Source organism: Aeromonas sp. 604282 (assembly GCF_049170575.1).
In the GTDB taxonomy this organism is placed as follows: Bacteria; Pseudomonadota; Gammaproteobacteria; order Enterobacterales; family Aeromonadaceae; genus Aeromonas; species Aeromonas veronii_A.
Genome location: NZ_JAAKMV010000003.1, coordinates 210,330 through 222,356, shown reverse-complemented (window position 1 = coordinate 222,356; position 12,027 = coordinate 210,330). Strand labels below are relative to the sequence as shown.

The 12,027-nt window shown below is 61.5% G+C and carries 10 protein-coding genes; 4 read left to right on the top strand and 6 right to left on the bottom strand.

Going from position 1 to position 12,027, the window contains the following annotated elements; translation table 11 throughout:
• Nucleotides 1-767 precede the first annotated feature (767 nt).
• Nucleotides 768-1,991: a peptidase T gene (gene pepT / locus G5367_RS06360; RefSeq protein WP_421245124.1), complete on the top strand. Its 1,224-nt coding sequence runs from the start codon at nt 768-770 to the stop codon at nt 1,989-1,991.
• Between the two features lie 212 nt (nt 1,992-2,203).
• Nucleotides 2,204-3,913, top strand: coding sequence for a lysophospholipid acyltransferase family protein (locus tag G5367_RS06355; RefSeq protein WP_421245125.1), 1,710 nt, complete (start codon nt 2,204-2,206; stop codon nt 3,911-3,913).
• Between the two features lie 114 nt (nt 3,914-4,027).
• On the opposite strand, the gene G5367_RS06350 is transcribed toward G5367_RS06355, so the two are convergent.
• From G5367_RS06350 to G5367_RS06335, 4 genes are all read right to left on the bottom strand, one after another.
• Nucleotides 4,028-4,336, bottom strand: coding sequence for a SelT/SelW/SelH family protein (locus G5367_RS06350; protein WP_043821170.1), 309 nt, complete (start codon nt 4,334-4,336; stop codon nt 4,028-4,030).
• Between the two features lie 76 nt (nt 4,337-4,412).
• The gene (locus G5367_RS06345; RefSeq protein ID WP_421245126.1) at nt 4,413-5,537 is read right to left on the bottom strand and encodes an adenosylhomocysteinase; all 1,125 of its coding nucleotides are present in this window, start codon (nt 5,535-5,537) and stop codon (nt 4,413-4,415) included.
• Between the two features lie 182 nt (nt 5,538-5,719).
• Nucleotides 5,720-6,457 carry a hypothetical protein gene (locus G5367_RS06340; protein ID WP_421245127.1) on the bottom strand — a complete coding sequence of 246 codons (738 nt, stop codon included), beginning with the start codon at nt 6,455-6,457 and terminating at the stop codon, nt 5,720-5,722.
• A complete protein-coding gene (locus G5367_RS06335) occupies nt 6,457-7,017 on the bottom strand; it encodes a YceI family protein (RefSeq protein WP_005334411.1) in 561 nt (186 codons plus the stop codon). Before G5367_RS06335 ends, G5367_RS06340 begins: the two co-directional genes overlap by 1 nt.
• 109 nt (nt 7,018-7,126) lie before the next feature.
• Between G5367_RS06335 and G5367_RS06330 the strand changes: the two genes are divergently transcribed.
• Nucleotides 7,127-8,068 (top strand): LysR family transcriptional regulator, encoded by a 942-nt coding sequence (locus G5367_RS06330; protein WP_421245128.1) that lies wholly within the window; start codon nt 7,127-7,129, stop codon nt 8,066-8,068.
• A gap of 3 nt (nt 8,069-8,071) precedes the next feature.
• On the opposite strand, the gene G5367_RS06325 is transcribed toward G5367_RS06330, so the two are convergent.
• Entirely contained in the window at nt 8,072-8,500 is a 429-nt protein-coding gene (locus G5367_RS06325; protein ID WP_019445938.1) for a hypothetical protein, read from the bottom strand.
• Nucleotides 8,501-8,567: 67 nt separating this feature from the next.
• Here G5367_RS06325 and G5367_RS06320 point away from each other — a divergent pair, with 67 nt between their 5' ends.
• On the top strand, nt 8,568-10,298 hold the full coding sequence (locus G5367_RS06320; RefSeq protein WP_421245129.1) for a formate--tetrahydrofolate ligase: 1,731 nt from the start codon (nt 8,568-8,570) through the stop codon (nt 10,296-10,298).
• A gap of 72 nt (nt 10,299-10,370) precedes the next feature.
• Here G5367_RS06320 and G5367_RS06315 read toward each other — a convergent pair whose 3' ends face one another.
• Nucleotides 10,371-12,026, bottom strand: a complete 1,656-nt coding sequence (locus tag G5367_RS06315; protein WP_421245130.1) for a methyl-accepting chemotaxis protein — start codon at nt 12,024-12,026, stop codon at nt 10,371-10,373.
• Between the last annotated feature and the right edge of the window lies 1 nt (nt 12,027).

Genomic DNA, 12,027 nt, shown 5'->3' with positions numbered 1-12,027 from the left:
GTACTTTGATGACAGACGACATCAGCCACGTCGTCCGTTCATCATTCGGCAGCTATCACGACAGCAGGAGAGGGTTCCAAGGAAGAGAAGCGAAGGCGCCAGCACGCATGCGTGTTGATAGACGACAACAACCACAGCCCAGCTCATATCCAGTGACCGCCCATGACAAGGGAAGATGATGAGCCGTTGGCCCACTCGGTCAAAAGAAAGATGAGTGTCTGTTGTTCTCCCTGATACCGGAGCCTAACCGGTATTAAAGAAACCATTCCCCAGCAGTGTCTGTCGTTTCTGCGTGCCTCGCCCTATAGGCGTATGATCCTTCCGGTTTCTGGCGGCTCTGCCTGCTTCAGGGTTACCTTCGGATCGGCGCGGAGTGTACACACTTACCGCGGGCGGTGACAATAAAAAATAGTGCTCAAAATCCTCTTTTAATAAGCCACTCAAATCTTGCTGGCGGGCAGGCGGGCTCTGGGATGGCGCAGGTTATGCGACAGCCCGGTTTCCCCTTGAAAAGTGTGTGAAAACGCCATGATTGGGCTGGCGCCTTGCAGTGCGGTAGCTGAGGGGAATTTGGTCGCCACCGCCAGCGCCTAAATATCGTAATAAATGCAAAATTTATGCGCCTCCCCTCGCCGAAGTTGCCCCGCGCGCCGCACATTCGCCGCTCTTCCCTTGCGTCAAAAAATGGGAAAAACCTGCGCTGACGCAATGAGTGCCCCGCACGGATTGGCCACAATGACCGCTCACAATCGGTTAGAGGCTGACTAATGGATACCCTGCTTGAGCGTTTTCTGCGTTACGTAACTTTTCATACCCGCTCCGATGAGACCAATCCAGCCTGCCCCAGCAGCGAAGGCCAGCTGATCTTTGCCCGTGCCCTGCAAGAAGAGATGAAGGCGCTGGGGCTGAGCCAGGTCACCCTGGATGAACACGGCTACCTCACCGGCTACCTGCCGGGCAACCAGCCGGACGCCCCCGCTATCGGCCTGATTGCCCACATGGACACCGCCGACTACGAGGCGGAGCACGTAGTACCGCAAATCATCGAAAACTATCAGGGCGGCGACATCTGCCTTGGCAAGGGTGACGAGGTGCTCGCCATCCGTGACTACCGCTTCCTGAAAAACTATCTGGGTCAGGATCTCATCACCACCGACGGCACCACCCTGCTTGGCGCCGACGACAAGGCGGGCATCGCCGAGATCCTCACCGCCATCGACCACCTGCAGGCCCACCCCGAGATCCCGCGCGGCGATATCTGGGTCGGCTTTACCCCGGATGAAGAGATTGGCCGTGGCGCCAACCTGTTCCCGCTGGAGAGATTCCCGGCCAAGTGGGCCTATACCGTGGATGGCGGCGAACTGGGCGAGCTGGAGTATGAAAACTTCAACGCCGCCAGCGCCACAATTCGTTTTATCGGCAACAACGTCCACCCCGGCACCGCAAAGGGAAACATGATCAATAGCCAGACCCTGGCCGCCCGCTTCCACGCCGCCATGCCTGCCGAGCAGACCCCGGAGTGCACCGACGGGTATGAGGGCTTCTTCCATCTGGCCCAGATGAGCGGCACCGTGGAGGAGAGCACACTGCACTACATCATCCGTGACTTCGACGACGAGCACTTCGCCGCACGCAAAGCCGAGATGCAAAGCCGGGTGGCAGCCCTGCAGGCCGAGTATCCCAAGGCCCGCATCGAGCTGACCCTGACCGACAGCTATCGCAACATGCGCAGCCAAATAGAGCCGCACATGCATATCGTCGAGCTGGCCAAGGCCGCCATGGAAGCCGCCGACGTGGTACCGAAAATCAAGCCCATTCGCGGCGGTACCGATGGCGCCCGCCTCTCCTTTATGGGCCTGCCCTGCCCCAACCTCTTCACCGGTGGCCACAACTTCCACGGCAAGCACGAGTTCATCCCGCTGCAATCCATGGAGAAATCGGTCGCCACCCTGGTGGAGCTGGTGCGCCTCACCGCAGCCTGGCGCGGTTAATCGGGTCGCTATCATGACCATGACCACCAAGGGGGGAGCCGGTTAACCGGCTCCCCCCTTGCTATCTGGCCATCACCCATCAGGAAAGGGAAACCGGGGAGGGTCGCTCAGGAGCAACACGCTACCGCTGCCATCAAACTGTCATCCCGCTGACATGTTGCGGGAACAGTGTCACATCATGCTGGGAGCAACGGATCGCCGGAGCCCTCCAGATGTTCACTATCGATACCCTGCTGACCCAGCACTTCCCCCGCCTGCTTGGCTACCCCCTGCTTACCCCGTTGTTCAAGCGGCTGCTGGGCTGGCTGCTCAACGAACGTGCCTTTGCCGACTTTGCCGCCCGCTACCCGCACCTGCGCGGCCTCGACTTTGTCGAGCAGGCGCTGACCCAGCTCGATTTCGACTATCGGGTCAGCGAGGCGCAACTGGAGCATATTCCCGCCAGCGGCCGGGTCATTCTTGTTGCCAACCACCCCATCGGCTCGCTGGATGGACTGGCGCTGCTGCAACTGCTCGGTCGCATCCGCCCCGATGTGAAGATCATCGCCAACCAGCTGCTGGCCCAGCTCGCGCCGCTGCGCCCTCTGCTATTGCCGGTGGACAACATGGAGGGCAAAACCGATCGACAGGCCATCCTCGCCATGAACGAACACCTCGCCCATGAAGGGGCACTGGTGATCTTCCCCGCAGGTGAAGTCTCGCGGCTTGGCCTCAAGGGGGTGAAAGACGGCCCCTGGCAGGCAGGCTTTATCAAGCTGGCCCAGCGCACCCGCACCCCGCTGGTGCCCATCCATCTGGGGGGGCGCAACAGCCTCTGGTTCTATCTCGCCTCCTGGCTCAACAAGCCCGCCTCCGCCCTGTTGCTGGTGCGCCAGCTGTTTCGCCAGCAGGGGCAGACCCTGCCGGTGACCATAGGAGCGCGCATTCCACTCGGCAGTTTTCAGGATCTACCCGCCAAGACGGCGGCGCGGCTGGTGCGCAACCACCTCTACCGGATTAGCCGTGGCAAGGCGGGACGGCTGCAGACCGAGGCTCCCATCGCCCTGCCGGAGGATCGCCGCCAGCTCAAACAGGCCATCGAAAGCTGCGAACAGCTCGGCACCACCCCGGATGGTCAGGGGATCTACCTCTACCGCCGCCACGAACTGAGCCATTCGGTGATCCTGCGCGAGCTGGGGCGACTGCGGGAGATCGCCTTTCGCGCGGTGGGGGAAGGGTCTGGCAAGCGGCGGGATCTCGATGGCTTTGACAACGACTATCACCACCTGATCCTCTGGGATCCGGCCCGACTCGACATTATCGGCGCCTACCGCTTTGCCCCGGTGGCGGAGCTGCTGGCCAGCAAGGGGAAGGATGGCCTCTACAGCCACACCCTGTTCGGCTTTGAGGATAAGTTGCTGCCCCGGCTGGAGCAGGCCATCGAGCTTGGCCGCAGCTTTATCCAGCCCGCCTACTGGGGCAAGCGGGGGCTCGATTATCTCTGGTTCGGCATCGGTGCCTATCTGGCCCGCTATCCCCGCTACCGCTACCTGTTTGGCCCGGTGTCGCTCTCCGGTAGCCTACCGCCGGCTGCCAAGGATCTGCTGGTGAGCTTCTACCGCCAGCACTTTGCCCCCGAGCTGGCGCTGGCCCCCTCCCGCCGTCCCTATCCCGAGACGCAGCCTCTGTTCGAAGGGGTGGATTACGGCGCCGACCTCAAAGCACTCAAGGCCCGCCTCGACAATCTGGGCTGCGCCATCCCCACCCTCTACAAGCAGTACTCCGAGCTGTGCGAGCCGGGCGGCGTCCAGTTCATGGATTTTGGTATCGACCCCGACTTCAACCACTGCATCGACGGGCTGGTGTGGGTTGATGTGAGCCGCATCAAGTCCCACAAGCGTGCCCGCTATATCGGCAGTCATCTGGCCGAGCCGCGCTTATAACCCTGCTGGAGCCAGGCAAACAGCCAAATGCAAAAAAGGAGAGAGAGGCCATCGCCTCCCTCTCCTTTCGCTCTCATGCTCAGCACCTTTTCGAGGCGCTCGGCCCATCTGGCGTTACTCGGCCGCCTTGCGATCCGAGTGGCCGAGATCCCGCTCAGGGGCGATGACGTCACGCACCCGCTGCTTGATCTCCTTGGCCTCGGGGAAGCCGTCATCGACCACCCGATCCCACACCTGCACCCCGCTCACCAGAATGCGGAACTCCCCCTTGCTGGCCGGCACCAGCGCCACCTCCCCCAGATCGCTGTCGAAGGTGGAGAGCAGCTCCTGCGCCAGCCAGGCGGCGCGCAGCATCCAGCGACAGAGGGTGCAGTAGCGGATTTCGATGCGGGGTTTGCTGATCAGGGTTTCAGACTCGGTCATGAGTGACTCCATAAAAAAGCGACAATGGCGGGAAGTGGCGTACTGCCGCCCAATGGCCGCTCCCGGTTTGGTCAAATCAGTGCTGATCAACCCCATGAAAATCGGCCAGCCAATGGCGGGCAATGGTACGCATCGCCGATTCTGGCAGCTCGAACAGGCCGGGTGCAAGAGGGCCTGCCGCCAGCATCCGGATCCCTTCCATGATCTCCGCCAGCACCAGATAGACATATTCACCAATCACGGCGCCATGGACGAAGTTGACCGCCTCGCCCCGGTTGAGCAGGTAGATCTGGGAGCCATCCGGCCGGTTGAGGGCCAGCACATGGGGGCACACCTCTTCGCTCGGCCACGGCAACTGGGCCAGCGAGAAGGCAAACTCGTCGTCGGCCGAGGTGACCGAGGCCACCATGGTGCCGGGGCGCAGCGCCTGCAGATCCGCCAAATCCAACGAGCCGTTGCCGGTAGAGCAGATCACCAGCTCGGCGCGGCTCAAGGCCTCGGCCTTGGTGATCAAGCGAAAGCCGTGAGAGAGCGCTTCGACCTGTCGCAGCACATCGGTCTCCACCAGCCCGAGATGGAGGTTGCGACAACGCAGGTCGCGGGCGATGCTGCGCCCCACCTTGCCATAGCCAAACAGCACGGCTTCGCAGACGTTGAAGGTACGGTTGAGGTTGCGCGCCAGCGACTCCGCGGAGTAGACCACGCTCAAACCAATCTGGATATCCTCGGCCTGCTTGAGGGGGCTGCGCGCCACCGACACCACAGGGGTCGCCAGCACCTCCTGCTCATAGCGTTGATGGCCGTTCTCGGTCATCTCCACCACCCCGAGGAAACGGGGGCCGAAGTATTCACTCAAGATCACCTGGGTTTTGGCAAAGTAACCACCAATATCGAGGATCAGCAACCGCTCGTGGGGGGCCACCAGCGGCGCAATCTGCTGGATGAGGCTGTCGGGTTCATTGGTCCAGCGTCGGTTGAGGGGCAGCACCGGATAGTGCTGGGATACCCACTCCAGGGTCGGGCCGTGTACCGATTTCGGTTTGGGCAAAATGGCACCAATCCGTCCAATCTGACCGAGAGCGTCGATAAAACGGGGGCGATCGGGAAGCAGGTGAGTGACCAGCAGAATGCAGAGACCGTCGATACGTCCCTGTCCGGTGAAATGGCGAAAAAACAGATGCTCAGATCCTTGACTGCGCAACTGTGGCCTCCTTATGTGCCGCAAAGCAGGCAAACAGAACCCGGCGCGGCCGGGTTCTGTGTGTGTCCAAATAAAATGAAAATCCTTTTTATCTGAAACACATAGGGGGCTCAATCATTATCTGCCAAGAGTATGAGCAGGTATGCAAAAATGGCGCCATTTGACCATTTTCCACACAAGTGTCAGTACAAAGAAGCAGCAGGCCAGACCCACCATAGGCTGAGCCCGGTTCCCGCGGCAGCGAGCAGGATCAGCCCACTCCAACGCACTGGCCAGGGTTTGTCACGTAACGCCCACTCCAGCAGCGGCAGCAACCAGACCGGCAGCAACACCACCAGCGGCACCTCCACATATTGCCAGGCCAGCATCTGGACGAAGGCGAGGGCCAGCGCCAGACCGGCGGGTGCTACCTTGATGTCAACAAAGGTGGCAAGCAGGGCGCGAAAACCGGCGAAAGCCGCCAGCGCACCGGCCAGCTGGGCAATCAGCAGACTGCCATCGATGCCGATCACCAGTGCCAACCAGATAAAGCCGAGGGCAAACCCGAGCCCTTCGCGGCTGTCACCGCGCAGACCGCTCCAACCAAACCAGAGGATGGCGGGCAGTAGCGCCAGCCAGATCCCGGGTTCGCTCGCCAGTACCGAGGCCAATCCCTGCCACCACACCAGCGCACTGAACACCGCAAAGAGCAGCAGTGAACCGCGCAGATCGTTCACCTGAGCCCCAATGGCGGGCACCAGCAAGGTCAGCGGCAGCCACTGCCACGCCTTTTCCGGCATGCCATAGAAGCCGCCGAGCCAGGATCCCACTAGCCAGAGCGCCAACGCGCCCCACAGATACCCCAGTCGCGGCCAGCGCCACGATAGCAAAGCGGCTCCCAGAGGAGCCGCCAGGGTTTGCAGCAGAAGTTCCGCGCCCATTACTTGCGCACGCCTTCGACAAACAGGTTGATATTCATCTCGTCCGGGATGCCGGGCAGCATGTAGCTCACGCCAAAGTCACTGCGCTTGATGGTGGTGGAGGCGTTGAAGCCGCTGCGGTAGCCGCCCCAGGGATCCTTGCCTTCGCCAATTTTGACCAGATCGAAGGCCACTTCCTTGGAGACACCGTGCAAAGTCAGGGTCCCTTTCAGCACGCCTTTATCCTTGGTGCCCTCGTAAGCGGAGCTGACGAAGGTCATCTTGGGATATTGTTTCACGTCGAGGAAATCAGGGCTGCGCAGGTGCTTGTCGCGGGCTTCGTGATTGGAGTCGACGCTGGCGGCATCCACTTCGAAGCTCGCCTTAGCGGCCGCCGGGTTGGCGTCATCCATGCTGAAGGTGCCGCTGAAGGTGTTGAAGCGACCCACCAGCTCGGAGAAGCCCAGGTGACCCACCTTGAACTGCACTGTGGTGTGCGCCGCATCCACATCGTAATCCGCCGCCATCAGAGGGGTAGCCATAAACAGGCAGGAGGCCAGCAGAGCCTTGGTCATTTTCATCCGTTCGTTCCTTCATCTTGGGGTTCACATCAGTGGTTAAAATGCTAACCTCGTTCTGAAGATGAATAATCAGTGATTTATTAAATTCATTATTTACTGAGGATGGAAAATGGACCAGATCGCCGCCATGCGCACCTTTATCAAGGTGGTGGAGTGCCAGAGCTTTACCAAGGCCGCCAACCAGCTCGGCATCTCGGTCGCCATGGCCTCCAAACTAATGCAACAGCTGGAGGAATCCCTCGCCACCCGGCTGCTGTCGCGCACTACCCGCCAGGTCAATCCCACCGAAGCGGGCCAGTTCTACTACCAGCGCTCCCTCGCCCTGCTGGCGGAGCTGGAAGAGACCCACAGCCAGCTGACCCACCACAACCAGCAGCCGAACGGTACCCTCAAGCTCTCGGTGCCGATGGATTTTGGCTATCTGCACCTCTCCCCCGCCCTGCCGCTGTTTCGCCAGCGCTTTCCCGATCTCAAGCTCGATATCGAGTACAGCGACCGGCGGGTCGCGCTAGTGGAAGAGGGGTTCGATCTGGCGCTGCGGATCGGCCACCTCAGCGACTCCTCGCTGGTGGCGCGCCAGCTGGCCACCATTCGGGTCGAGCTTTGCGCCAGCCCCGCCTATCTGGCGCGCAAGGGCAGACCGGAAAAACCCGAGGATCTCAAGCAGCACGACTGTCTGATCTACACCCTGACCCAGCCGGAGTGGCACTTCAAACGGGGAAACGAGCAGCAGAGCATCCGGCCACAGGGGCCGCTGCGGGCCAACAACGGGGTGGCGCTGACCCGCGCCGCTTGTGATGATCAGGGCATCATATTGCAGCCTACCTTTATCGTGGGGGAGGCCCTGCGGTCAGGACAGCTGGTCAGCCTGCTGCCAGAGTGGGACAAGGGAGAGGTGGGACTTTATGCGGTCTATCCGCACCGCCGCTTCGTCTCGGCCAAGGTGCGCTGCTTTATCGAGTTCGTGCAGGAGCGCTATCTCGCCCCGCAGCAGTGGGATGCGCCGACCAGATTGCCAGAGCTGTGGGTCCGGCCTGCTAGTCCGGCTTGAAACCTAACGCTGGCCGGATGCGGTGGTGGATGCGGCAACAGGGGTGAGCTTGGCTAGCAGACGCTCCTGCTCGGGGTGCAACTGCCAGCGTGGCAGTCGGGTGCGGACAACCGACAACTGCTGCTCACTGAGGGCATAGGGGAGCGCCACTTCAATCTCGGGGCAGTCAAACATGGCGGCCAGCTGCAGGATCAAAATGAGGTTTGCCTCGTCGGTCTTGTGCTTGTTGACCCGTTTGCGGATCTCGTGGCGCAGCTGGGTTTCGGGGTCCTGGGTCATCGCCTGCCAGCCGAAACCGAACAACGGCACCAGCGCGCTGACAATCCCCAGCGCCGTCATCGGCTGCTTGGGGGGATGATAGAGTGCGTTGAGATCCAGCCGAACAGGATTCTGACGAACCTCACCCTCACCAAATAAAATCGTTTTCGTCATTGGATTACCCGTTATATTCCACTAGACTGCGCCGCATATTTTACCCCGATATGCCAACGAGGTGCTGATGCTAAGCGATATCGAGATCTCCCGCCAGTCCCCCCGTCTCTCAATCCTCGCGCTGGCCGAACGCCTCGCCATCCCCCAGCACCAGCTCAGCCCTCATGGCCACTACAAAGGCAAACTCAGCCTCGACCTGCTCACGTCTCAGCCCAAGCAGAGCGGCAAGCTGGTACTGGTGAGCGCCATCACCCCGACCCCGCTCGGTGAAGGGAAGACGGTGACCACCCTTGGCCTCTCCATGGGGCTCAACCATATCGGCCAGCCCAGCATCGCCACTATCCGCCAGCCGAGCCTCGGCCCGGTATTCGGGGTCAAGGGGGGCGCAGCCGGTGGCGGCCACGCCCAGGTGGTGCCGATGGAGGAGATGAACCTCCACCTCACCGGCGATTTTCACGCCCTGACGGCGGCCCACAATCTGGCGGCTGCAGCTCTCGATGCCCGCCTGTTCCACGAACAGAAACTGGGTACAGAGTTCACCGCCAAAACCGGCCTGCCGCGGCTTGATATCGATGCCGATAACATCCTCTGGCCGCGCACCCTCGACATGAATGACCGCGCCCTGCGTAACCTCACCATAGGTCAGGGCGGCGTAAGTGATGGGGTGGAGCGCAGCGATCATTTCGTCATCACCGCCGCTTCCGAGCTGATGGCCATTCTGGCGCTGGCGAGCGATCTGAAAGACCTGCGTCAGCGCATCGGCCGCATCCAGCTGGCCCGCGATATCCACGGCAAGCCCATCACTGCCGAGCAGCTGGAAGTGGCGGGCGCCATGACGGTGCTGCTCAAAGACGCGCTGCAGCCGACCCTGATGCAAACCACCGAGCAGACGCCGGTGCTGGTGCACGCTGGTCCCTTTGCCAATATCGCCCACGGCAACTCCTCGGTGATCGCCGATCGCATCGCCCTTGGCCTGACCGACTATGTGGTGACCGAGGCGGGTTTTGGCTCCGACATGGGGCTGGAGAAGTTCTTCAACATCAAGAGCCGCCAATCCGGTATTACCCCCGCCTGCGTGGTGCTGGTGGCCACGGTGCGCGGCCTCAAAGCCAACAGCGGTCTGCTCGATATCCGACCGGGCCAGCCACTGCCAGCCAGCCTGCAGGGGGAAGATCTGCCAACCCTCAAGCAAGGCTGCGCCAACCTCGCCTGGCATATCAGGAACGCCCGCCGCTACGGGGTGCCGGTGGTGGTCGCCATCAACCGCTTCCCCACCGACAGCGAGGCCGAGCTGGCGCTGCTGGCCCATGAAGCGCAGCAAGCCGGCGCCTGTGGCGCGGCCATCTCCAACGCCTTCATCCAGGGCGGTGCAGGCGCCAGCGAGCTGGCCCGCGCCGTGGTGGCCGCCTGCGAGCAGCCAAGCAAGGTCAAACTGCTCTACCCCGACGAGATGAGCCTCGACGCCAAGCTGGCGACCCTGGTGGAGTGCGGCTACGGCGGTCGCGGGGTGCAGATCTCCGATAAAGCCCGCCAGCAGCTGGCCCAACTCTCTGCCGAAGGGTGGGATCACTTGCCCATCTGCGTGGCCAAGACGCCGCTCTCCATCAGCCACGACCCCGCCCTCAAAGGGGTGCCGACCGATTTCGAGGTGCCCATCGACGAGGTGAAGCTCTGCGCCGGTGCAGGCTTCGTCTATGCGCTGGCGGGCCCCATCATGACCATGCCGGGGCTGGGCAGTTTGCCTGCCTATCGCCATATCGATATCGATGAGAACGGCGAGATAGTCGGACTGAGCTGAGCCCTTCCACAACGACAGAAACAACAAGGCCCCGCCAATTGGCGGGGCCTTCTGTTACCCATGCATCAACCCTTAGAGGGTGAAGCGCTGGGTCATATGGTGCAGGGTGTTGGCCAGCTTGCTCAGCTCGACGCAAGCCTGGGCGATCTGATGAGCGCCCTGGGCATTCTCGTCAGCGGCATTGTGAATGTTGACGATGCTGCGATTGAGCTCTTCGGTCACCGCGTTCTGCTCTTCGGTGGCGGTGGCGATCAGGGTGTTCATGTCGGTGATGCGCACCACGGCACCATTGATAGTCTCGATACTGGTGCCGGCGTCCCGCGCCAGACCGACGCTCTCCTGCATCTGGTGACGACTCAGCTGCATGGCGTTGCCCGCCTCGGCGGCGCGGCTCTGCAACAGCTCGATCATCTTGCTGATCTCGGCGGTGGAGTCCTGGGTACGCTGTGCCAAGGAGCGAACTTCATCGGCGACGACCGCAAAACCACGACCCTGCTCACCGGCACGGGCCGCTTCGATGGCCGCGTTAAGGGCCAGCAGGTTGGTCTGACCGGCAATATCGCGGATCACATCCAGCACCACGCTGATGTTGGCGCTGTCGGCCTCCAGTTGCTGTACCACTGTGCCTGCCTGTTCAATCTTGACCGACACCTCTTCGATGCTGGTAATCGAGCTGCGCACCACTTCGCTGCCAGCAGCGGAGGTGCGGGAGGCATCCTTGGCGGCGCTCATGGCATCCGTGGTGTTGCGGGCTACTTCGTTGACGGTGGACTGCATCTCATTCATGGCAGTCGCCACCTGGGAGACTTCGTTCTGCTGGATAGCCATGCCGCTGGCAGACTGGCTGGAGATGGCGCTCACCTCCTCCACCGCACTGCTGAGTTGGCTCACGGAGCCAGCGATCTCGCTCACCAGATCGGAGAGGGAGCCCTGCATCCGGTTGATGGCGGAACCCAGCTGGCCCAGTTCGTCGCGGTTGAAGCGGCTGTCGCGGATCCACTCCTGCAGTTCGCCCTGACCCAGATCACCATTGGCAATGCGCTGGGCCTGACGGGCCAGCATGATCAGCGGGTCGCGGATCTGGCGAGTCAGTACCACTGAGAGCACCACCACCAGGATCAAACCGAGCACCAGTGCGATGGTAACGCTCAGCTTGGCGGAGTCGTAGGAGGCAACCACAACCTTGCGCGACTCGGTCGCATAACCGTGGTTAATGCGAATAAGATCCGCCACCGACTTGTGCAGGTTGTTGTAGAGGGGGATCCCCTGCTCCATGAAGACGCTCTGGGCCTCGCTCATCAGGCCGCTATCCTGCAACTGCTTAACCTGCTGGTGCAGGGCCAGGTAGCTTGCCCAGTCGGACTTTACGATATCGAAAGTGCGACGCTCTTCAACATCCTGCGCCCAGATGGTCTTGTCATGGTCGATCATCTGCTGTTTGAGTCGTTCCACCAACTGCGCGGCCATGGTGCGGTACTCGGCACGCTTCTGGGGATCAGCGGCGACCAGAAACAGACCAAGCTCATAACGACGCAACTCGCTGATGCTGTCGCCAATGTCATTGGTGCGGTTGACGGCAGGCAGGATGCTGTCGGTAAAACCGATAGCCGCCCGGTTCATGTTGCTGAACTCCAGCAACGAGAAGCCGCCGATAAAGGCGACCATCAAACCGAGCACGGCAAAGCCGGCGGTGAGTTTTTTGCCTATGGTCATGGAACTGGTATTCATG